Origin of the sequence: Bradyrhizobium genomosp. I (2014) (assembly GCF_000261685.1) — a bacterium.
Taxonomy (GTDB): Bacteria; Pseudomonadota; Alphaproteobacteria; order Rhizobiales; family Xanthobacteraceae; genus Bradyrhizobium.
Genome location: NZ_AJQE01000269.1, coordinates 68,793 through 90,129 on the forward strand (window position 1 = coordinate 68,793; position 21,337 = coordinate 90,129).

Sequence of the window (21,337 nt, forward strand, 5' to 3'; positions counted from 1 at the left end):
AGCGGTCATGATGGATCTCAAGGGCAAGCGCGTTCTCGTTACCGGAGGTGCCGGATTCATCGGGTCGCATATCGTCGACTTGTTGTGCGACGAAGGCTGCATCGAGATCGTCGCGCTCGACAATATGATGACCGGCCGACCGGAGAATCTCAGGAAGTCGCTTAACCGAGGACCGGTACGATTGGTCCGCGGCGACTTGCGCGACACCAAGTTGGTGGAAGCTCTGGTAAAGGGAGCCAACATCATCTTTCACCACGCCGCACCGTGCAGCGACCACTGTTTGGCCGAACCGCGTCTTGCCATGGAAGTCATGGTGAACGGCACCTTCGAACTGCTCGAACTTTGCGTGAAGTATGACGTCGAGAAGTTCGTCGCCGCGTCTTCGGCTTCGGTTTACGGCGCGGCGGAGGAGTTTCCGACAACGGAGCATCAGAGCCCCTATGGAAACCGTACGGTCTGTGGAACGGCGAAGCTCTGCAATGAAGGCTTGCTCCGCGCCTATAACGATATGCACGGGCTCGATTATATCGCTTTGAGATACTTTGACGTGTATGGCAGCCGAATGGACGTACACGATCGATATGCCGAGATGTTGATCCGCTGGATGGAGGAAGTAGAGGCTGGAACGCCGCCGGTGATAGTTGCGCATGACCAGCAGACCTTGGACTTGGTTCATGTCCGCGACGCGGCACGCGCAACCATCCTTGCTGCGAGGGCAAAGGTCAGCGACGAGGTGTTCAACGTGGGGAGCGGCATCGAAACAAGCCTTGTGCAGCTCGCTTCGGCCCTGGCTTCCGTGATGGGCCGCGACGGCGTGCTCCCGCACATCGCGCCCGAGCACTCGATCAACCCTGTCCCGCGCCGAGTGGCGTCGACAGGCAAGGCGGAACGTCTGCTGGGCTTCCAAGCCACAGTGCCGCTCGAGCTCGGACTGACGGAGTTCGTGAAATGGTGGCGCTCCGAACGAGGACTTGCGAGCACGCGGCAACGACAGGCTCTGGCTTCATGACTTCCCGTTCTGAGCCGCAAGCTCTCGCGAAGAAGCCGAAGCTGTACGAGCAGCCATCCCGGCACCGTGAGTTGCGTGCTCAAGGCGGTCCTTCGATAGGGCGAGGCGCCGGAATCGAGAGGACGCTGCCGAAACACGGAAGCCGGGCAATGTTTCGTCCATGAAACTGAGTGCGATGGAGAATGGCAATGCGAGTTCTTGTAACAGGTCATCTTGGCTACATCGGCACGGTCTTGACGCCGATGCTGGTGAATGCCGGTCACGAGGTGACTGGAATGGACAGCGATATCTACTCGCGGTGCACATACGCCGCCGGCGGTAGCATTCTCGAGGTCCCGACCATCCGGAAGGACGTCAGAGACGCGGAGGTTGCGGATCTCGTTGGCTTCGACGCAGTGCTGCATCTCGCCGCGCTCTCCAACGATCCGCTCGGCAATCTGAGGCCGGAACTGACGGATGAGATCAATCATCGCGCAAGCGTTCGGATAGCCTCGATTGCGAAACACGCCGGCGTGGGTCGCTTCGTGTTTGCCTCGTCCTGCAGCAACTATGGAAAAGCCGGCGAGGAAATGATCGATGAGACAGCCCCGCTCAATCCGGTGACGGCCTACGGAGAATCCAAGGTTGCCTCCGAACGCGATATTTCGGCGTTGGCCGGCGGCGGGTTTTGCCCGGTGTATCTGAGGCCGGCGACGGCATACGGAGTCTCGCCGCGGCTGCGCTTCGACATTGTCCTGAACAACCTGGTCGCATGGGCGTTCACGACAGGACGAATTCACCTCAAATCGGATGGCTCGCCCTGGCGGCCGATCGTCCACATCGAGGACATTTCTCGAGCTTTCATTGCCGCACTGGAGGCGCCAGCCGAATCCGTTTTCAATGAGGCATTCAATGTCGGCCAGACTGCTCACAATTATCGAATTCGGGATCTTGCCGAGATCGTCGCGAGTGTGGTGCCGAATTCCACGGTGGAGTTTGCGAAGGATGCGAGTCCAGATGAGCGATCCTACCGAGTGAGCTTCGAAAAGATCCGGCGCAAGCTGCCGGGATTCCAGCCGCGCTGGGACGCGCGAATGGGCGCCGAGCAGCTCTACAGGGTCTATCGTTCGTCAAAGCTGACATTGGAGGAGTTCGAAGGGCCGCGATATCAACGGATCGGCCATATTCGGAAGCTGCTGGCGGAGAGAATTCTCGGTGGCGACCTGCGCCAATCGAGACTGCAGCTTGCAGCGGTGTCGTGAGTGGCCGGCTCCCTGGCGGCGAAAAGCCGGTGAGCGGGAAATCGGCGCGCTCATGCTGCGGTTGAGCTCTGCGTTTCGCTGAGGCAGGCGCCGCGCTGGCTGGCCGGATTAGGGCCGAGCTTCGGCAAGCGCGGCGGGCCCCGGAGTGCTGCGGCTCGCAACGGGCCACTTCATGGCAGGAATTATGGGCCGACTGACCGACGCGCGCTCACAAATCCCCTGGTGCAAATATTTCGGGGTCGCGCGCCTGCTCGATCTTCGGGGCTGCTCCAGAAATGTTGCCGCTTTCATGCCTGAGCATACCTGCTCGGCACATTGAACTGCCTGGGATCAAGCTGGGAAGACGCGCAATGGTTTGGATGCAGCCGCCGATCGCGTCAGGCGAGGGGGGCGCAATGAACATTCGTGGAGAGACCCGGTCGCTCGGGATCAACGCGTAGGGCGGGCGAGCGGGTCTCCTCGCGGTGCGTACGCAGTCCCGCGTGGCACGGCTCGCGAACGTGGTCGTCATTCAGCTGTTCACGCCGTGAGAGCGAGCGAGGCGTCCCGGGTGATCCGTTGCTCAAGCCAGGTGTGTCCGTTGAAGTGCTTGTATTGTTCTGCACGCAGCTTGTCGGCCACGCGGCCTGGCGGCAGATCCACATCCGCGTAGGTGAGGACTGCATCCTTCTTGACGGCGTGCCGCAACCTGCAACCCTCCACGAGACCTTCAGGCAGGTATTGCATTTGGCTCATTTCCTCGGAGTTCACGGCTTCGCCATAGGTCATGTACATTCCATAGTCATCGAGCACCTCGCCCGCCTCCAAATTACGTTTGGCGACTGCACAGACCTCGACAACCGGACCGGCGATCGGAGGGGCGACCAAATCCTTGAACAGAAACGCACGGGCAATCGAGTTCGGCACTTCGAAATGAACGAGGTGATATGGTGTGAAGAACGAATACAGGGGGCCTTCGCCCATCTTGTACAGGTTCAAATACTTCTGCTGCTTTGGATCGGTGTGCTCGGCCAGCACGTAGACCTTGGTCAGCGGTGTGCCGACGAGATAGTCGATGATTCCGCCCAGGGCGCGGACCTCGTCTATGTCGTAGAGTGTGCCGATCTTCATGACGTCGCCGCGATACTCCAGTCCGCGCGACATGCCGCGTGATCTCACCTTGAAGCCAGTGGCATTGGCCACGATCGTCTGCTCGAAGCTGATCTTGGATCCGTCGGCGAAACTGGTCACCATCGCCGGGTTCTGTCCCCATTGCTCGGCAAATCCCTTCTGCGTGGTGGGGTTGCGATACGGATCCTGCAGTCCCTTGATGTTGCCGACAACGCGCGGGATCAGGCCGAGCCCCTTCACCCATCGAACCAGGTTCATCTGCACGCCGGGCTCATCGCCATCGCATGCGGACAGGGAGCCGCCGTACTTCTTTGCATAGACCTGCAGGATCGGTCCGATCGTAGCGTCGATCTCCGCGTTCATGAGGACGACGGTTTTCTGGTGCTTGAAGGCCTCCAGCGCGACCTGGGCCCCGAGCTCAACCGATCCGGTCACGTCGACGATCACGTCGATCAGATCCGATCTGGCGATCAGAAACGCGTCCTCAGTGACCGCCGGAACGCCGGCGGCAATGGCTCTGTCGAGCCGCCCCTGGCTGTCCGCGTCAACCACGCCGGTCTGGCCGGAATAGCCGAACACATCATGTCCGCGCCGAGGCTTTCGGCTGTAGATAGCCACCACCCGCATTCCGGGAACACTGTTGTTGATCTGATTGGTGAGCCCTTGAGCCATGAAGCCCGAGCCGAGCAGGCCGACACGGATCGGCTTTCCGGCTGCATGACGGACTTGCAGTGCGTGATCGACAAGTATCATCGTGGCGTCTTTCAACTGGAGGGGATCGGTAAACGGCTGCGAGCAGCGCGCTGTCGGCGTCAACCTTCGATGCCGGCGAGCTCCATCCGCCCTTTCAGTTCGGGTTCGACCTCGTTGAGCAAGCGGAAGTGCTGATCCTTCTCCGAAATCACGGAAACCGGAAGCGGCCAGGTCAAGCCAAGCCTGGGATCATTGTACATCAGCCCGCTCTCCGCCTCGGGAGCATAGAACTCACCCACCTGGTAGCTGGTATCGGTGTTGTCGACGAGAGTCTGATAACCGTGAGCAAAACGTTCCGGCACGTAGAGTGCCCGCTGATTGGTCTCGTTCAGTTCGACGGCGACATGTTGCAGGTAGGTCGGGCTTTCCGGTCGCAGGTCGACGATGATGTCGACGATCGCGCCCCGCGTGCAACGAACCAGCTTCGTCTCCGCGGCCGGCGGAAACTGAAAGTGCATGCCGCGCAGGGTTCCGCGCCGGACATTTGACGCGATATTCGCCTGCGCAATGACTGGATTGAGGCCGAGGGCCCTGAACTCTCGCTGGCAAAAAGCTCGCGCAAAAAAGCCGCGCGAATCCTCCCGGCGTTCAATATCGATAATGTAGGCTCCTTTAAGCCTGGTTTCGGTTATAATCACCCGGGTTCCTCCATAATCGTGCCGCCGGCGTTCGAATATGCTGCAATATCAGCAATGATAGCGTGCAAGAGAATAAATTCAAAACGGTTTTCAAAAAATCATTGATTAATAATACCCGCAATATAAAATGCGCGCTATTGAATATTTTGATTTATGTATTTAAACCGCGAGACTTGTAGTAGCCGCTTTAGGCGATCTGTGGCGACCGAAACGGTCGGCCGGAAGGATGGGAAGCGCTGGCCATGAAGGTTGTCTTGTTCTGTGGGGGACTCGGAACCCGCATCCGGGAATATTCTGAAAGCATTCCGAAGCCCATGGTGCCCGTCGGCCAACACCCGATGTTGTGGCATGTCATGCAATATTACAGTCAGTATGGTCACCGCGATTTCGTATTGTGTCTCGGGTACAAGGCCAATGCGATCAAGGAGTATTTCCTGAACTCGGATCGCTGGGCTCACAGCGATTGCGTCGTTTCCAACTTCGGCAGGAAGGTCGAAGTCATCGGCGAGCAGCCGCCGGACTGGCAGGTGGCGCTGGTCGACACGGGCATTTGGCGAAACATCGGTCAGCGTTTGATGGCGGTGCGCTCGCTCGTCGAGAACGAGGACATCTTTCTCGCGAACTACAGTGATGGTCTGACCGACGCGCCGTTGCCTGAAATAATCGAGCGGTTCAAGAGGAGCAAGATGGTCGGATGCTTCGTTGCCGTGCATCCGCCGTTCAATTTTCACCTTGCTGAATTCAACGGCGGAGACGCCGTCAAGCGCCTGCGGTCCAGTCAGCAGTCCGAGATCTGGATCAACGGGGGCTACTTCATTTTCCGGAAGGAGATCTTCGACTACATACGTGAGGGCGAGGAGCTCGTGCTGGAGCCGTTCAATCGCCTGATCGAAGCTGGAAAGCTCATGGCTTACAAGTACGAAGGTTTCTGGCGCGCGATGGATACGCTGCGGGACCGGCAGGTTCTCGAGGAGATGATCGAGCGGGGCGAAATGCCCTGGAAAGTTGTTCCCGAAGCGCGCACGCAGGCGGCTTCATGAAGGCGTTTCAACTCGCCGCGTCCGGAGAGCGGCTCTCGATCCTTTGTCTCGGTGCGCACTCGGATGACATCGAAATAGGTGTTGGTGCGACGATTCTGAATCTGATTGCGCGTGGCGTCCGGCTCGACGTGCATTGGTGTGTACTCAGCGCGTCGGGTGAACGCGAGAGCGAGGCGAGGGCGTCGGCGGCCGAATTCGTGTCCGACGCGGCTCGTTCTCAAATTGAAGCGATGTCCTTTCGAGACGGCTTTTTTCCAGAACAGGGTGACGAGATCAAGAAGTGGTTCGAGTCGTTGAAGCGGCGCGTCGAACCGGATCTGATTTTGACGCATCGCGGAGATGATGCCCATCAGGATCATCGTCAGGTGTCACGTCTAACGTGGAATACATTCAGAGATCATTTCATTCTCGAGTATGAAATTCCAAAATGGGACGGAGATTTAGGTCGACCAAATGTGTATGCGCCTGTCTCAGCTGGAGCATTGCAACGCAAGATCGATCTGTTGATGTCGCACTTTGGAAGCCAGCGTTCCAAACAATGGTTCGATCCGGAGGTCTTCCGCGGTCTGGCCCGGCTGCGGGGCATGGAATGTCGGGCGCCGGAAAAATACGCTGAAGCGTTTCTGGCGAATAAACTCGCACTGTCATGACAAGCCGTTGGAGGATGCGTACCCGGAAGCAAGCCGATGCCGAATTCTCTTCTACGGGGATTGGAATGGACAATCTCAAGGGGATGATAATTCGCGGCGGCGTGGTGCGGCTTGGCGGCCAGGCGGCGAATTTCGCTCTTCGGCTTAGTGTCATGGCCGCACTCGCGCGTCTACTGGACCCGGAGGATTTCGGATTGGTTGCGATGACAACCGCCGTCAGCGGAGTTTTTCAACTCTTCACAGCGGCAGGACTGTCGTCGGCCACAGTTCAGCAAGAGACCGTCACCAACGAGCAGATGTCGACATTGTTCTGGGTCAATGTAGCGATCGGAATGACGCTTGCGCTCCTTTGCGCGGCAACCGCGCCTGCTCTCGTGGCGTTCTACCATGAGCCTCGACTGTTCTGGCTGACCGTCGTAGCAGGCTTGGGATTTTTCCTGAGCGCGTTAGCGGTGCAGCATTCAGCGCTGCTTCAGCGTCAGCTGCGGTATACGACGTTGACGGTCATTGAAGTGCTCTCACAGATGGTGAGCCTTGCTGCCGGAGTCGCCATGGCCTTCGGCGGCTTGGCATATTGGGCCATCCTGGGAATGACGCTGACTTCGACCGTAGTTTACACCGTGTGCGTATGGGTAGCCACGGGGTGGAGTCCTGGCCCACCACGCCGGACCGCCGGAGTCCGCGGCATGTTGAGCTTTGGTGGGATAGTTACCCTGAATTCTCTCGTGGTGTACGTTGCCTACAACTTCGAGAAGTTGCTACTTGGCCGGTACTGGGGAGCCGATGCTCTTGGAATCTACGAACGAGGATATCGGCTTGTCAACCTGCCGACGGCAGAGCTCAACGCAGCGATTGGAGGCGTCGCGTTTTCGGGATTATCGCGGATTCAGAACGATTTGCCTCGACTGAAAAGTTACTTCCTGAAGGGCTATACCATCGTCCTGTCGATGACGCTGCCCATTACGGTCTTCTGTGCGGTATTCGTGGATGACATCGTCGAGGTGGTACTCGGGCCGAAGTGGAGAGATACGGTGGTCATTTTCCGCTTGTTGACGCCGACGATCTTGGTATTCGGCATTATCAATCCCCTTGCGTGGCTGCTGTATTCGGCAGGCCTACAGGTACGAAGTCTGAAGATTGCCCTGGTGATCGCTCCGCTGGTCATTGTGGCCTACCTCATCGGATTGCCCTATGGTCCGACCGGCGTCGCGTTCGCGTATTCTGCCGCGATGGTATTGTGGGTCATCCCCCACGTTCTCTGGTGTTTGCATGGAACGGTGATTTCTCTGCGAGATCTACTTTTCGCAGCAGGCCGGCCATTGATCGCAAGTGCGGCGGCGGCGGCGGTAGCTCTCGGACTTCAACCCTTTCTTGGTGGTTCAGAGTCGCATCTTTTGAGGCTCCTTCTTGGAGGCTGCGTTATCGCCGCAATCTATCTCTGGATGCTGCTGTTTCTCATGGGACAGAAGACAGTCTACTTCGGCCTGTTCAAGGAACTGCAAGGCGCACTTTCCATGAAGACTCATTGAAAAGCGAGCGGGCTGGGTTCGGGATTGGACGACGGCCACCGCATTTTGGAGGGCACGATGACTAAGCTGCGAGCGGGCGACTGGGTAGAAGTGCGGACCAAGGAGGAGATCCTTAGCACGCTCGACAGCAGTGGCAGCTTCGAGGGGCTCCCGTTCATGCCGCAAATGTTCAAGTATTGTGGTAAGCGATTCAAGGTCTACAAGCGCTCCCACAAGACTTGTGACACCGTCACGAACACGGGTGGAAGATGGCTTCCGAATGGTGTCCATCTTGATCTGCGATGCGACGGGGAGGCGTATGGTGGTTGCCAAGCTGCATGCCTCATTTTCTGGAAGGAGGCGTGGCTCAGGCCCGTCAATGAAAGCGCGGGCGCTGTGGTGATTTCACCAGAGCATCGGGGCGAGCGCGTCAGAGAGTTCGCGGATAGAGGCCGATGTACAGAGGAAGACGTCCTTCGGGGGACGCGCGTCGGCGATAGCGCCGTGGATGCAGAGATCCGATACTCTTGCCAGGCAACCGAACTGCCCCGCTTTACGACGTTGGCTCGATGGTGGGATGTCAGGCAATACGTGGAGGATTACACCTCGGGGAACGCTGGTTTGGGGCGGATCGCACGCGGATTCGTATACCTGGCCTACTGGCATCTCGCACTCGCCAAGAGAGCACGACTGGGTCACGTGTCCCGCCTGGCTTACGATCTTTTCCAGGAGTTGCGGGGCGGCATTCCGTTTCCGAGGTGGAAGGGAAAAATACCACATCGGCATGAGACTCCCAGCGTCACCCTGAACCTGCAGCCTGGTGAATTGGTGAGGGTGAAAAGTTACAAGGACATTCTCGCGACCGTCGATACTGAAAACATCAATCGAGGCATGGCTTTTGATGCAGAGCTGGTCCCGTATTGCGGCGGCCTCTACAGGGTCAAGACACAGATATCGAGATTCATCGATGAGAAGACCGGAAAGATGAGATCACTCAAGACGCCGGCTGTGATCCTGGAGGACGTTTGGTGCAGATCTCGATACAGCAATTGCAAAATGTTCTGCCCGAGGAGCATCTATTCCTGGTGGCGCGAAGTGTGGCTCGAAAGGGTTACTGACACAGCGCAAGAGCGCGGACTCGCGGCTGATGGTCGTTTAAAGGAGAGATCGCGATTGGAGGTAGTTGATCGGTCCTATGCCGCCTCTGATGCTGGAAAAATAGGGGCGATGGAACATTGATGCGTCGACACTGACGGCCAGTGGGACGGCACAGGTTTTCGAGTTTGCCATGCGAGCTTCAGGTCAGATCGAGAAGTCGACCCGTCCCGTCAGTCTGCAGCGGCCGGAAGACGCCATGGCGGGACCGGATCCAGCCTCGCGCTGGACCGACCCTCTAGTGACCATTGCCATTCCTACGTTCAATCGAGCTAAGTGGTTGCTGGACTGTGTTCGCCTGGCGCTGAGCCAATCGTATCCACATTTCGAAGTGCTGGTGTCGGACAACGCGTCGACCGATGAAACCGCGCTGGTCCTGAACCAATTCAAGGACGAAAGACTACGCGTCGTGCGCCAGCCTAAGAACATAGGGGCGACCGCGAACTGGAATGCTTGCGTGGCACAGGCAAGGGGTGACTATATCGTATTTGTTCCAGATGATGATAGAATTGCGCCCTGGCTGTTGGAGCGATGCATTTCGCTGATCCGAAGTGAGCCCGAAGTACCGATCGTGATGGCGTTGGGTGAAGCCCGGGTCGTCGCGTCGGGACGCAACTTGCCACCACAGGCCAGTCAAATTCTGACAACTGGAATCTGGGACGGCGTCGATGTCCTCGATGAATATCTGAAACGGCGCATCCTGGTCCAGGGCTGCACCACGATACTTCGTACCGAGCGACTCCGGGCCTGGGGAGGATTCCCGGCAGGATGGCCGTTCGCGAGTGATCTTGCACGGCATCTCCCATTGCTGCTGGAGGGCAAGGCGGGCTTTGTCAATGAATGCTGTGGCTCCTATTCCCTTCACGACGCCACGCAGACATCTCGTCTGGCGCTCGAGAGCCACCTGGGGGATCTCAAGAAGCTGGTTGATCTCATAACGGTCACCGCCGAGCACAGAATCGGGAATGAACGAAGGCGCCATCAGCTGCAATCGCGAGCCAGACATTTCCTGGCCCGTGAGGTCATCGGGATCATCACCTCGTATCGCAAAAGAGGCACTCGTCTTCGCGAACTACTTCCAGTGTTGAGGCAATGGGGGCGCGACCTAGTGGCCTTGCAGGCTCAGGACACGTTCACCGTCATGCGCCTGGCCTGCTGGCTGCTTATTCCTGCACCAATTATCGGCGGGCTCCGCCGCCTCAAGAGGAAGCTCACGTCGAAAGCGTAGCGGCGAGATCGGATGATACGCGAAGTCACGGACGTGACGGCTTCGGCTTCGGGCTGGTAGAATCCTGGACGACCCGCCCCGTTACCATGTTTACATTGTTTGTGAAAACGGTCTTCGCGTAGCGGTCGTTCGGCCCGGCGGCCGGATAGTTGAAGCCGAACGCTCTTGTCACATCAAAATAGTTGTCGTGCGTGGAGAATGTCCCGGACAGATTGGCGGCGTCGGTCCCCGGACCGGATACGGACATCCAGTAGGTGACGCTGCCGATCAGGGTATTGCCGCCAAACTCGCCCAACTTCGTGTTATCCGCGATGAATCCCTGAGTACTGCCGCCATTCTGGATCGCCGTGTTGTAGAGAATGCGGATCGCTTCCACGGTCGGGCCGTAAACCTGCAGATAGTCGCCGTGGGTCCCTGGGCCGCGCATTCCGGCCTGTTCCAGTACACTATATCGAATGACGATGTTGCCGCCGTCTCGGCCATGGCGGCCGATCAGGTCGGAATTGGAATTCTTCAGCCAGGAATATTCGATCGTGAGGCCGGGCCCTTCCATTTCAATCAGAAATTCGGCACGTCCGCCTCCGCTCAGGCCGTCAATGATGCAATTGACGATGCGTAGATTGGAGGAGGACGGTGCACCGCTGATGACGCTATTCTGCGGGCCGCCTGGATTCCGACCATCGAATTTCGAGTTGATCAGATTGGTGTTCGCTGCCGTAGTCGCGATGGACCAGCCGCCGAAATCATAGCCGTCGAGCGTAACATCGTCGCCTGTCACCGTGATGCTCTTCCGAGCCACGTCGAGCGAAACACCTTCCATCGAGATCGTTGCCGGATCTCTGATGGGAGTATTCGTCGAATAACCGACGCAATAGTCCACACCCGCGACTCTCCATTCCGGACGGACTCTGTATTTGGTCAGGAGGGACGGATACTGAATTGTACAACTGGGCGCGGAGGATGAGCCGTCATCGAGGGCTGATTTGTCGGTTGCGGCGCGCTCTGGCGGCCGCATGTCTCCGGATGGGACGCTTTGCGCCTGACTGGCGGCTATCGACCAGGGCAGCATGAGCGCGAAGAGAGGTTCAATATAGCGGGCTGTCATGTCGGAAGCGGGAGCCTTGCCCGGCGTGATTCGTTACCTGGACGCATGGAATCTCCGAGTTGCCTGCCCAACAGTGGGGTCACGATCGATGCTAGCCATCCCTTGGCGATAGAGTACGGGGGTTTCGACCGCCGCGACGGATTCCTCCTTCAGCGATGCGCGGATGCCGATCCATATTCCCCAGAGTATCCAGCTGCTGTTCCAATAATGAACTGTCAATCCCACGAACATGAACATTGCGAGGCCTAATGTGAATGCCGTACGCATGTTGCTCATGTAAGCATCTTGGTAGTGCGGAATGCTGGCGGTCCGCCTTGACGGAAGGAATGCCGTAATATTCGCCAGAAGAATAAATACGACTAATGGGATGCCAAAGCGGAGCGCCAAGGTCAGCCAAACGCTGTCGACTGAGGCGTTGCCAAAGAAATCGTCAGGAGAGGCGTACGAGCCAAATCCGTATCCCACATAGGGAGAGAGATCGATGTAGTAGCCGGCGCTTTCCCAGGTCGCAACGCGGAAATATCCGGTAGCTGGGTCGAGCGTGAGATTTGCGACGATCCAAGAGATTGGTTTGTTGGCGACCAGAAACACGACGCCAAGGAGCGTGAAGAGGCTGGCCACCAAGGCGTGCCACCTCCAGCGGCACCCTAGCAGCAGCTGATCATAACAATAGACGGATAGCACAATCCCGAATGCCATCAGCGGGGCCGAAGACATCGCCAGTACACATCCAAAAAGGCACAGCCCGCAATACAAGCTTCGACCAAAAAAGCTGCGTTCGGAGTACAGGAAAACAGCGCCGGCAACGGCGCAGAACGAGCCGTATAGGATCGCGTGAGGAAATGTCGAGGTCGCCCGCAGCAAGCCATAGCGATATTCATACCCCGTGCTCGGCAAGCCCATAAGGGCTGCGACGACGTTGTGCTGGGTAAGATGCTCCAGGACCGCAACAGCAACGATCCCTGCGGTAACGGGCTTGAGCACTCGGACAAAAGCCTCCAATCCCCGGCGCCCAAAAAAGTAAGCGCGAGCCACGAAGTAGCCGCCGGAAAATTCGAGTATGAGAGCGGCCGCGGAAGACCACCCCTGATCCGTTTCCAGTACCGCTGCCAGCATCCAAGCCGACGCCGCGCATACGAAAGAATCCGACGCGCGTAGCCATCGGCTTCTTTGAAACAATTCGGTCAGGGCTGGAACGAGCAGCAGGACAATTACGATCCGCGCCGGAATGAACTTGGCGCCCCCCACGTAAATCGTCATGTAGGAGGGCATGGCGCACCCGAGCAATATCAGCCATGCCGCCCATCCGTTTGAAGCTGTCGCGGTTCTCCCGTCGAGCGCGACGGCCTGGAGTGGCGGTCCACTCTCCGTTAGGCCGGACCCACTGAGGCCGTAGGATGACATGTGCCTTCTCGATCCGAAAACATTAACTGGACTGGAATAAAGATATATTATTTAATGTCAGCTGCCAAATAATATGTTGATAATAAATCGCGACGGATTATATTTAATTTAGTTGGCCGCGCGGCCGAAGGTGGGAAATGACCTGCTCGATAGAGGTATGTTGTGTTGCGAACGAGCAAGCGACACTTGCTCGAAATCTGAAGCGATCTCCGGACCTTGCGGACGGCCGTATTGGGGTTTCCGTTATCTGGGGGGCCGCGGCTGCATCAGCGGCATACTCCCAGGCAATCGCCGCGGCCAGGTCGGATGTCGTCGTGTTCGCTCATCAGGACGTCTATTTTCCCGAAGGCTGGTTCATGGCACTGCGAGCAGCTTGCGAGAGATTGAATTCGATTGATCCGTCCTGGGCTGTCGCCGGCATTTGCGGCATGACGCCTGACGGAGAATTCGTCGGCCATTTGTGGGATTCCGGTCTGGGCACCGTATGCGGCGGACGATTTGACCGCCCCCGTCTTGCTGCGAGCCTCGACGAAGTCGTTTTGATCGTGCGCCGGGCCGCGGGCACCCTGTTCGATCCAAGCCTGCCGTCCTTCCACCTCTACGGAACGGATATCGTGCTCGAGGCAAAGAGAGCCGGCATGAAATCCTATGTGATCGACCTGCCGATTATCCACAATAGCAAGGCAACTCTTCGTCTCGATCCTTCCTACCTGGCTGCCTACCGCTTCATGATCCGGAAGTGGAGGGCGCAACTCCCCTGGCCGACGGTGATCGTTCAGTTGAGCCGGAATCCCCTGCCGCTGCTGCTTCGTCGCTTCCGGCTGAGGTACCGGGCCATGCTGAGCGCGCCTACGTTAAAGCCCAAGTTCGAGTGTCCTGAAGCGAAGGCGAGGGAGCTCGGATTTGCACAAGCAAGCGAGGATGCAATTTGACCGATTGCCTGAGCGGTGCCGTGCAGGACAATGCTGCCGGCAAGCAGCCTTCGATGACGATTGTGGTCTGCATCGAGTCAGGGATGCTGGAGCCACTTACGCTGCGCATGGTGGAGAGCCTTCGGCGCTTCGGCGGCCGCTTTGCAAACCTGGAAGTCATTGCCATCACGCCTCGGTCTACTCCGGCTCTCGCGCGAGAGACGCATCGCCGAATGAAGGAGCTTGGGATCAAGCATCTGCGTGTCTTTCCCGACAATCCTTATGTCTGGCACCACTATATGAATAAGGCGGAGGCGATTGCTGCTGTCGAGAACATGGTCACGACCGAGGCGATTGCCTGGATCGATAGTGATATCCTATTTCTGCGTGAGCCCAACGGTCTTGAACTGCCGCCTGGGGTAGATTTCCTCGCGAGTGCTCCGGATGCAGGGGTAATCGGGTCGAGGGGGGTAACCGATCCAAATGATCCGTTCTGGGAGCGGTCCGCTGCACTCATCGGAAGAGTTGCTGACGACCTTCCGTGGCTTCAGACGGGCGATGGGCACCGGATCAGGTTCTATTGGAACGCCGGCCTTTACGTGTACCGGCGCAGCACGCGGTTCGGCAGAGAATTTCTCGCCGATTTCAAGAGATTTCTTGATCGGCAAGTGGCCCGCACACACTCGCAAGTGCACTTCATGGATCAAGTCGTTCTGGGCTTGACGGTGATCCGGCTTGGGCTGGCTTGGCAAGCACTGCCGGATGCCAGCAACTTTCCGCTGTGTAGCTATCTGCCGAGGAACTATGACGGAGCAAAGATGACGGGAGTGAGTGTACTTCACTTTCACGATTCCATGGAGCCGAAGCTCTGGAACAGGCTTCTCGATACGCTCATACCTGGGCATCCGCAAATCCGTGAATGGCTCGAGCCTCAGGGGCCGGTCACCGTGCCGTCTTCGATTCCATCCTCGCTTGCGCGTGAAGCTCTGCGAATGGTTCGAGGCGCACGTAGACGCGTCTACTATGCCCGGTCGGGTTTCATCAAGGCCTGGAGTCCGGCACGATGACGTCGACCAAGTACGCAGAGTTGGAGTGTGAGAATTGTCAGCGGGCCGCGGGAATTACGTGACCTCGCAGGAGGGGCCACGTCATGGTCTAGCGTCCAGAGGGAGAGAGTTGTGGGCATCGATCTGACGGGCCTCCGTGCGCTCAGCTTCGCGAACCGAGTCTATGGATTCGATTTTCGGAATACGGTTACTCTCGGAAGACATGAGATTCATTTCTGGAAACAGGAATTTCAAGCGGTTCAGAGGAATTCGAGCCTCGCGTATGATCAGTCGATTGCAGTGGGGCTCTACTGCGAGCCCCTCCTCCGCAAGCTTGGTGCCGAGAACATCGTCTCGGTTGACGCCTCAGCTTTCGAGGGGGCGTCGCTTGTACATGATTTCAATCTTCCGATACCGAGCGATATGCACGGGAAGTTCGATACGTTCCTCGATTTCGGGTCGATCGAGCACGTCTTCGATGTTGCGCAGGTCGTCGACAACATAGTGAACTTGGTCAGGCCGGGCGGACACGTCCTCATAGCGACGAATGCAAACGGCTTTCCCGCGCACGGCCTTTACCAGTACTCGCCGGAGTTTTTCTACAGCCTTTTCAGTAAACGAAATGGTTTCGAAGATACCGGTGTCTTTCTGGTCAGGCCATCCCGCCCGAAGAGGTGGCATCTGATCAAGCCGCCAGTGGCCCTCAACCGCAGGAACCAGATCCCCTTTGAGGAGCAGACGGTGCTGGTGGTGTTTTCGAGAAAGGTCCGCAACGCTTCCGACTTGAGCGTGCAACAGTCAGACTACGATGCGACGTGGACGAGCTTCGCGACCGGAAGCTGGGCCGCCTGGGATAGACAGAATATTCCAAAGTGGAAGCGCGTGCTTCATGAGTTCATAGGTCCTTTCGCTTTTCGAAGTCTCTCGTATCACTTCAAATCGTCTCAGATCCGACGAAAATACCGCGCCGATCGTATTGTGATTGACCCGGATTCCGTAGATCCGAGCGACTTCGCGAGAATGATAGCGGACGCGTCATTGCCGAAGTCGCTCTCGAGGAGCGAGCTGAATCAGGCGGATGGGGCAACGCAACTGCATTGACCGGTCAGGCTGGCCACGCATTGCGCACGGGGCCAACGGCTGGAGTTCTGCGGGCGAGAGTTTGGCCGCTTTGATAGATACGGCAACTGGAGGGTTTGGAAAATGCGGAGCCTCGAACATGCGGTCGAAAGCCCCCGTGCTTCTCCGCTGAGCGATATGAAGAGGCAACGCGCCCCTGCGCCCGAAGCAGACATGAGCCGCTACTTTCATCATGTGCGCGCCGAGATACGACCGTTGCTGCCGAAGGCCGCGACCAGCATCCTCGAGATCGGGGCCGCCTCCGGGCAGACGTTGCGCTGGATCAGAACGATCTACCCCGACGCAGTGACGACCGGCGTCGAGATAAATGACGCGGTCGCAGAGGAACTGAGCCGCAATGCGGATGTGGCGGTCTTGGGCAGCATTGATGAATGCCTACCTCGGCTCAAGAAGTACGATCTCATACTGTTGCTCGACGTCCTCGAGCATCTTGTCGATGCGAAAACCGTTCTGCAGAATGTGCGAGGATTGCTCGAGCCTGGTGGTCATGTCGTGGTATCCGTACCAAATGTCGCGCATCTCAGTGTTGCGGTTCCGCTTCTGTTCAAGCGCCGGTTTGACTACCAGGACGCAGGTATTCTGGACCGCACCCATCTGAGGTTCTTTGTCGAGGATACCGCGATTGGGCTCATGAATTCCGCGGGCCTGAAGGTCTCCAAGGGGCTGATTTCCGGAATGCAAGGCTACAAGGCAAAGACGCTTCATCGTCTTTCGTTCGGCCTGTTGAAGCACCATCTGGCGAAGCAGTACATCATGCTCGGAGAAGCGATTGATGGCGAGGAACGCCAGAAGTCGCTTGTCTGGAAGATCGCCAAATGAGAATTGCGAGAGCAATATGAATTTGAAGGCAGTAGCCCGCTATTTCTACGCCAACGTTCCTGGCGTTGCGGCGGTGAGGTTTGCTGTCAAAGACGGTGTTGCACCGTACCTTTTCAAGCCGGAGTTTCGTGGAGTTGGATTGCTCTGCATCGGAAGCGGTTTGATAGTGGACGTGGGCGCGAACCGAGGCCAGAGCACGGCGGCGTTCAAGAAACTTGCGCCAAAGTCCCGTATCATGGCCTTCGAGCCCGAACCGCGGTCAGCGAAGCGACTTGCATTTCGCCATCGCCGAGACGACGCCGTGACCATTCTCGACTGCGCGCTTGGCTGCAGGTCCGAGGTTATCGACTTTTTTCTTCCAAGATACGGTCGATGGGAGTGCGACGGAATGGCCGCGACGTCCTACGAGGGGGCAACGGAATGGTTGAGGAATCCGGGACGGATGTACCGTTTTGACGAAAGGAAGCTGTCTGTCCGGGAGCATCGGGTTACGTGCAAAGCTCTCGATTCTCTCGATCTAGCTCCGGCTCTGATCAAGCTTCATGCCCAGGGAGCCGAGCTGGATATCCTCAAGGGTGCGCAAGGAACATTGCAGCGGCAGAGACCCGCATTGATGTGTGCGTTTGCCTCGCCGGCGGTTACCGAATTCCTGGATGATCTCGGCTATCGCCCCCACGTCTACGATCGGGGATGCTTTAGGCCGGGAACTGCACCGCTGTCCGTAACCTTCACTTGGTATCTCACAGAGGCGCACGTGAAAGCATCCAATCGAACTGGGCGCGGGATGTCGGCGTTTTGGAGAACCATGCGCCGGGGATGGTACCCGATCTAGACTGTCAGACTACAGAGGCTGCATTGAGTTTCTCGACGGGCGTTTTGATGCCACTGCCGCTTACAGGCAAAGGAGTGGGCTACACCTGCGGCTCCCTCGCAGAGGCTATGGCCGATCGGGATTTTGGCGTGACGATCGTCACTCCGCGCAGCCGATGGCCTTTGCCCCTGGTTGAAGTGATCGAGACCTTGCCCGCTTGGAAGCGGTATTTCCCTTATGGCTGGGTGAAGAGCGGCGCTGGCCGAAGCATGGAGGCTGCATTCCTCTCGTACCTGGATCGCTCTCGATCGCGCAGGGTGGCTGCGTATCTCTGGCCCAGCGCTAGCATGGAATTGCTCCAGGAGTTGAGACGGCGTGACATCCCGGTATTTCGAGAGCAGTTCAATTGTCATACCAGGACCGCCAAGGCCATTCTCGACGATGCATACGGCAAGATTGGTGTAGCGCCTATGCATGGGATCACCGACGCGACAGTTGATCGCGAAACCGAAATTCTGGAGGCGATGGACTACATATTCTGCCCGAATCAACCGGTCGAAAGTTCGTTGCTCGAGAATGGCGTTTCGAAGAGCAAATGTCTGGAAACAGCATATGGCTGGGACCCGGTTCGCTTATCGGGAAAGAATCGGCTTCTTCCCTCGAATCATGAATTTACTGCGGTCTTCGTCGGGATCATCGGGGTACGAAAGGGAGCCCATTTGATCCTTGATTATTGGGCGAAAAGCGGGGTGAAGGGCCGGCTTGTGTTGGCTGGAAGAATGGAGCCAGTCATCAAGGAAAAATACAGCGACTTGCTCGCGCGGGATGACGTGACGGTGCTCGACTATGTCGAGGATGTTGGATCGCTTTATCGATCGGCCGACATCTTCGTCTTCCCATCCTTGGAGGAGGGAGGGCCCCAAGTCACCTACGAGGCGTGCGGTTGCGGCCTACCGGTTATAACGACCAGCATGGGTGCGGGACGGATCGTCCGAAATGAATGTGAGGGCCTTGTGCTGGATCCGTATGACGCAGCTGGTTGGATCGCTGCCATTCGGCGGCTGGCGGAGGATACTGAACTTCGACGACGAATGTCGACTGCTGCGCTTGAGCATGCGGAGCGTTTTACGTGGACCACGGTCGCTGGCAGGCGCCGCGAGCAAATGATAGGGCGTCTAGGCTATGGCAACTGATCGCGCCAAACTTGCGGTGCTCATCGTCTCCTATTGCAATCCGGATGACGTCGATCGCTGTTTGAAGTCGTTGGCGCATTCCGATTGGAAGGATTTCGAGGTCTTCGTCTGTGAGAACGGAGGGAAGGAGGCGTTCGAGCGGTTGTTTGCGGTGGTTGCCGGTCCAGACCGAACGCTCCAGCAACTGCACGGCGGCTCGGATATTCTGGACCACGCGAGAGGAAGACTAGCCGTCGTCGAAAAATGTCGATTTCGGAGCCGGGCAAATATCGTTCGGCTTGGACTTGCGATGGACAATCTCGGCTATGGCGGTGGTGTCAACGCCTGGCTCGAGCAAGTCCTTGAGAGCCCGGGCTGGGATTCGGTGCTCGTTCTCAATCCTGACACCGAAGTGGACAGTCATTGCTTGTCTGAACTAGTGGCAAAGGCTGCCGCAGGATTTGGCATGGTCGGTGCGACCTTGGTGTTCGATCACGTGCCGGACAAGATTATCAATTACGGTCTTCATTGGTCGTCGACGACGGGCCGTGTCGTAGCAGTTGGCCGAAACGCTCCGGCGGGGAGGGCTCCATCGCGCGAGGAGATGTCCGAGATTGACGCCATCAGCGGTGCTTGCGTTCTGGTCACGCGCGACTTCGTTGAAGAGGTCGGTCTGATGACTGAGGACTATTTTCTCTACATGGAGGACCTGGACTGGGGGCGTCGTCGTGGCGAGCATCGGATAGGATTTGCAGAAAGAGCGATCGTACGGCACGTTGGAGGCACGGCTATCGGCTCTGCCGTCGATCCGAGGAAACGCTCCTACTTGTCTGTGTATCTGTCTGCACGCAATAGCATTGTCTACGCTCGCCGGGAGGCAGGATGGCGGTGGGGCCTCCATTTTGCTTTCGGCTTGTTGTACGCGATCAGATACGTCGCCATCGGGGCTCCAACCGCCGCGAAGATCACGGTCAGGGGACTGATAGACGGAGTGATGGGAAAGACTGGAAAGCCGGACGCATCCCTGCAATTGCACGTGCTTGGCTAGGCGCTCGTGTGGACCGATGTCTTCTGGAACGTCGGGCAAGATGTAGACGATGTTCAGAGGATCGATCCGTAGGCGAGATCATTTCTTTTGCGCGATGCGCGCGATCGCATATCTTTTGATGACGGCAAGGCGCCAGTTGGCGGGGGGCGCGGCGCGCGCGCAGTGTGGCTAACCGAACAATCGCACAAGATCTTTTCCGAGTTTTTGTAGGCTGATGAACAACATGGACGCGTCACTCAAGAAAATGAATAGAAATGCATGGACAAGATACATGTGGTTCTGAAATCGGATCAACATCCGCTCACACAGCGCTTGCGGGTATGGAACTGCATTGAAGAGTAAGACGCATGCCGGCCCTAAGGCCAGGGAGCCGCCCAAATCGCTCGGATAGTGCCATCCAAAGATGACCCGCGGCACTGCTACAATGACGGCGACCCAGAGAAAGCAAAGTATTCCGACCAACCGATGCTCTATGAGGATCAGTGTGGCCAGTGCGAAGAATAGTGTCGAGGTGTCGCTGGGGAATGAGTCTCTGCGATCCCAACCCAAACTCCATCGTGGATCGGCTACATTCAAAGGAAGCGCGGGGTCGAGAAGCGGGCGCATATGAGTGGTGACATGAAATTGTATCCAGACGGAGATAACGGTCGCAAGGCAAACCGCAATTAGTCCTACGAGCATCCGGCTGCGCCGCTTTCGGTCATCGCCGGCGAACCACAATGCGAGCAGGGAGAAGAATATCGGAGATCCCCTGAGCAGGGAATTGTTGTCGAGCTCCCAGATGTGCAGCGAGTCAGTTGCGGCCAGCGAGTTGAGCCTGAGAAGAAGGTCCCGATCCCAGATGCCGCTTGCGGTCTCGCTGAATCTTGCCGCGGAAAATTGCAATCCGAAGATTGCAGCGGCGAGCGCAATTATTAGCGCGGAAAATGTGCTTTTTGACAGTCCATCCCAGACGGCGCCCGTGCCCGCTGCAGGGATGACCGAAAGCAAAGATGACCTCGCATGGTTCTTTGCGAGATTCCGGTCCATGCGTGCAACTCCATTAATTTCTAGGTTACATTAATCCGTTCGATAAATAAATCGCGAAATACTATACTTAAGATTAATTCGTTGCTCGACGCTGGCCGCGCGTCGCCCCAAGACAGGTCAGCTCTGGACTCAAGCGGCGGACGATCGGCCATGGGGCAACGCCGGTTCGCCGGACCTCGTCCAGCTATGACTCCTTCAACCAGCATTCTGTTTGTCCCGCGGGGCGGGGCGTAGCTTGGTCGTGCCCCCAGTGCTGGCTTTGCGGTGGTCGCCGATGATTCGTCGCCTGGCCCCTGGCGAGCATGTGAACTGGGCTCGATGCCGACATGCGCAGCTTCTTCGACTCGGTCGATCACGAGTGGCTGTTGCGGATGGTGGCGCACAGGATCGCCGATCCTCGTATCCTAGGGCTCATCGGGCTGTGGCTACGAGCTGGCGTCCTCGAGAGCGGCGAGAAGCAGGAGACGGACAGGGGCACGCCGCAAGGGGCAGGCATGGTTCCCTGAACGCAAAAGATAAC

Annotated in this window: 20 protein-coding genes; 15 read left to right on the forward strand and 5 right to left on the reverse strand. The window is 57.6% G+C overall.

The genetic code is table 11. The annotated features are described in order from the left end of the window. Nucleotides 1-7: 7 nt before the first annotated feature. Both IC50_RS25100 and IC50_RS25105 read left to right on the forward strand, forming a co-directional pair. Nucleotides 8-1,009 carry an NAD-dependent epimerase/dehydratase family protein gene (locus IC50_RS25100; protein ID WP_035711051.1) on the forward strand — a complete coding sequence of 334 codons (1,002 nt, stop codon included), beginning with the start codon at nt 8-10 and terminating at the stop codon, nt 1,007-1,009. A 188-nt stretch (nt 1,010-1,197) separates the two neighbouring features. Then, complete coding sequence (locus IC50_RS25105) at nt 1,198-2,250, forward strand: NAD-dependent epimerase/dehydratase family protein (protein WP_035711055.1); 1,053 nt, start codon at nt 1,198-1,200, stop codon at nt 2,248-2,250. Between the two features lie 519 nt (nt 2,251-2,769). Here the strand turns inward: IC50_RS25105 and IC50_RS25110 are convergent. Then, nucleotides 2,770-4,128 carry an NAD(P)H-dependent oxidoreductase gene (locus IC50_RS25110; RefSeq protein WP_244429639.1) on the reverse strand — a complete coding sequence of 453 codons (1,359 nt, stop codon included), beginning with the start codon at nt 4,126-4,128 and terminating at the stop codon, nt 2,770-2,772. Nucleotides 4,129-4,172: 44 nt separating this feature from the next. Continuing rightward, nucleotides 4,173-4,751 carry a dTDP-4-dehydrorhamnose 3,5-epimerase gene (gene rfbC, locus IC50_RS25115; protein WP_035711057.1) on the reverse strand — a complete coding sequence of 193 codons (579 nt, stop codon included), beginning with the start codon at nt 4,749-4,751 and terminating at the stop codon, nt 4,173-4,175. A 242-nt stretch (nt 4,752-4,993) separates the two neighbouring features. On the opposite strand from rfbC, the gene IC50_RS25120 reads away from it, so the two are divergent. The 5 genes from IC50_RS25120 to IC50_RS25140 all read left to right on the forward strand — a co-directional run bounded on the left by IC50_RS25120 (nt 4,994) and on the right by IC50_RS25140 (nt 10,332). Then, on the forward strand, nt 4,994-5,791 hold the full coding sequence (locus IC50_RS25120) for a sugar phosphate nucleotidyltransferase (protein ID WP_035711059.1): 798 nt from the start codon (nt 4,994-4,996) through the stop codon (nt 5,789-5,791). Next, nucleotides 5,788-6,441: a PIG-L deacetylase family protein gene (locus IC50_RS25125; RefSeq protein WP_035711062.1), complete on the forward strand. Its 654-nt coding sequence runs from the start codon at nt 5,788-5,790 to the stop codon at nt 6,439-6,441. The genes IC50_RS25120 and IC50_RS25125 overlap by 4 nt, the downstream gene beginning before the upstream one ends. A gap of 65 nt (nt 6,442-6,506) precedes the next feature. Beyond that, nucleotides 6,507-7,970 (forward strand): lipopolysaccharide biosynthesis protein, encoded by a 1,464-nt coding sequence (locus tag IC50_RS25130; RefSeq protein ID WP_035711065.1) that lies wholly within the window; start codon nt 6,507-6,509, stop codon nt 7,968-7,970. Nucleotides 7,971-8,027: 57 nt separating this feature from the next. Continuing rightward, nucleotides 8,028-9,188, forward strand: a complete 1,161-nt coding sequence (locus IC50_RS25135) for a hypothetical protein (RefSeq protein WP_244429640.1) — start codon at nt 8,028-8,030, stop codon at nt 9,186-9,188. Between the two features lie 49 nt (nt 9,189-9,237). Next, nucleotides 9,238-10,332: a glycosyltransferase family 2 protein gene (locus IC50_RS25140; RefSeq protein WP_050991083.1), complete on the forward strand. Its 1,095-nt coding sequence runs from the start codon at nt 9,238-9,240 to the stop codon at nt 10,330-10,332. Nucleotides 10,333-10,357: 25 nt separating this feature from the next. Here the strand turns inward: IC50_RS25140 and IC50_RS25145 are convergent, their stop codons facing one another. Both IC50_RS25145 and IC50_RS25150 read right to left on the reverse strand, forming a co-directional pair. Beyond that, nucleotides 10,358-11,437, reverse strand: a complete 1,080-nt coding sequence (locus IC50_RS25145) for a hypothetical protein (protein ID WP_157461057.1) — start codon at nt 11,435-11,437, stop codon at nt 10,358-10,360. A gap of 33 nt (nt 11,438-11,470) precedes the next feature. Beyond that, nucleotides 11,471-12,709, reverse strand: coding sequence for an O-antigen ligase family protein (locus IC50_RS25150; protein ID WP_157461059.1), 1,239 nt, complete (start codon nt 12,707-12,709; stop codon nt 11,471-11,473). A gap of 446 nt (nt 12,710-13,155) precedes the next feature. On the opposite strand from IC50_RS25150, the gene IC50_RS25155 reads away from it, so the two are divergent. The 7 genes from IC50_RS25155 (at nt 13,156) to IC50_RS25185 (ending at nt 19,788) form a co-directional block, all read left to right on the forward strand. Continuing rightward, nucleotides 13,156-13,773, forward strand: coding sequence for a hypothetical protein (locus IC50_RS25155; RefSeq protein ID WP_157461061.1), 618 nt, complete (start codon nt 13,156-13,158; stop codon nt 13,771-13,773). Beyond that, nucleotides 13,770-14,819, forward strand: a complete 1,050-nt coding sequence (locus IC50_RS25160) for a glycosyltransferase family 2 protein (protein ID WP_035711073.1) — start codon at nt 13,770-13,772, stop codon at nt 14,817-14,819. Before IC50_RS25155 ends, IC50_RS25160 begins: the two co-directional genes overlap by 4 nt. A gap of 111 nt (nt 14,820-14,930) precedes the next feature. Then, nucleotides 14,931-15,899 (forward strand): class I SAM-dependent methyltransferase, encoded by a 969-nt coding sequence (locus tag IC50_RS25165; protein WP_035711076.1) that lies wholly within the window; start codon nt 14,931-14,933, stop codon nt 15,897-15,899. Between the two features lie 102 nt (nt 15,900-16,001). Further along, entirely contained in the window at nt 16,002-16,757 is a 756-nt protein-coding gene (locus IC50_RS25170) for a class I SAM-dependent methyltransferase (protein ID WP_244429641.1), read from the forward strand. 16 nt (nt 16,758-16,773) lie between these two features. Then, complete coding sequence (locus IC50_RS25175) at nt 16,774-17,589, forward strand: FkbM family methyltransferase (protein WP_035711080.1); 816 nt, start codon at nt 16,774-16,776, stop codon at nt 17,587-17,589. A gap of 23 nt (nt 17,590-17,612) precedes the next feature. Beyond that, nucleotides 17,613-18,761 carry a glycosyltransferase family 4 protein gene (locus IC50_RS25180; protein ID WP_157461063.1) on the forward strand — a complete coding sequence of 383 codons (1,149 nt, stop codon included), beginning with the start codon at nt 17,613-17,615 and terminating at the stop codon, nt 18,759-18,761. Continuing rightward, on the forward strand, nt 18,751-19,788 hold the full coding sequence (locus tag IC50_RS25185) for a glycosyltransferase (RefSeq protein WP_035711082.1): 1,038 nt from the start codon (nt 18,751-18,753) through the stop codon (nt 19,786-19,788). The genes IC50_RS25180 and IC50_RS25185 overlap by 11 nt, the downstream gene beginning before the upstream one ends. 168 nt (nt 19,789-19,956) lie before the next feature. Here the strand turns inward: IC50_RS25185 and IC50_RS25190 are convergent, their stop codons facing one another. Further along, nucleotides 19,957-20,817 carry a phosphatase PAP2 family protein gene (locus IC50_RS25190; RefSeq protein WP_081492508.1) on the reverse strand — a complete coding sequence of 287 codons (861 nt, stop codon included), beginning with the start codon at nt 20,815-20,817 and terminating at the stop codon, nt 19,957-19,959. Nucleotides 20,818-21,143: 326 nt separating this feature from the next. Between IC50_RS25190 and IC50_RS25195 the strand changes: the two genes are divergently transcribed. Next, complete coding sequence (locus tag IC50_RS25195) at nt 21,144-21,323, forward strand: hypothetical protein (RefSeq protein ID WP_035711085.1); 180 nt, start codon at nt 21,144-21,146, stop codon at nt 21,321-21,323. Nucleotides 21,324-21,337: the final 14 nt, after the last annotated feature.

Excerpts from the sequence above, each read along its gene's own strand:
- IC50_RS25100 (WP_035711051.1), top strand. The coding sequence starts at position 8 with ATGATGGATCTCAAGGGCAAGCGCGTTCTCGTTACCGGAGGTGCCGGA.
- IC50_RS25105 (WP_035711055.1), top strand. The coding sequence starts at position 1,198 with ATGCGAGTTCTTGTAACAGGTCATCTTGGCTACATCGGCACGGTCTTG.
- IC50_RS25120 (WP_035711059.1), top strand. The coding sequence starts at position 4,994 with ATGAAGGTTGTCTTGTTCTGTGGGGGACTCGGAACCCGCATCCGGGAA.
- IC50_RS25125 (WP_035711062.1), top strand. The coding sequence starts at position 5,788 with ATGAAGGCGTTTCAACTCGCCGCGTCCGGAGAGCGGCTCTCGATCCTT.
- IC50_RS25130 (WP_035711065.1), top strand. The coding sequence starts at position 6,507 with ATGGACAATCTCAAGGGGATGATAATTCGCGGCGGCGTGGTGCGGCTT.
- IC50_RS25135 (WP_244429640.1), top strand. The coding sequence starts at position 8,028 with ATGACTAAGCTGCGAGCGGGCGACTGGGTAGAAGTGCGGACCAAGGAG.
- IC50_RS25140 (WP_050991083.1), top strand. The coding sequence starts at position 9,238 with ATGCGAGCTTCAGGTCAGATCGAGAAGTCGACCCGTCCCGTCAGTCTG.
- IC50_RS25145 (WP_157461057.1), bottom strand. The coding sequence starts at position 11,437 with ATGACAGCCCGCTATATTGAACCTCTCTTCGCGCTCATGCTGCCCTGG.
- IC50_RS25150 (WP_157461059.1), bottom strand. The coding sequence starts at position 12,709 with ATGCCCTCCTACATGACGATTTACGTGGGGGGCGCCAAGTTCATTCCG.
- IC50_RS25170 (WP_244429641.1), top strand. The coding sequence starts at position 16,002 with ATGCGGAGCCTCGAACATGCGGTCGAAAGCCCCCGTGCTTCTCCGCTG.
- IC50_RS25175 (WP_035711080.1), top strand. The coding sequence starts at position 16,774 with ATGAATTTGAAGGCAGTAGCCCGCTATTTCTACGCCAACGTTCCTGGC.
- IC50_RS25185 (WP_035711082.1), top strand. The coding sequence starts at position 18,751 with ATGGCAACTGATCGCGCCAAACTTGCGGTGCTCATCGTCTCCTATTGC.
- IC50_RS25190 (WP_081492508.1), bottom strand. The coding sequence starts at position 20,817 with ATGGACCGGAATCTCGCAAAGAACCATGCGAGGTCATCTTTGCTTTCG.
- IC50_RS25195 (WP_035711085.1), top strand. The coding sequence starts at position 21,144 with ATGCGCAGCTTCTTCGACTCGGTCGATCACGAGTGGCTGTTGCGGATG.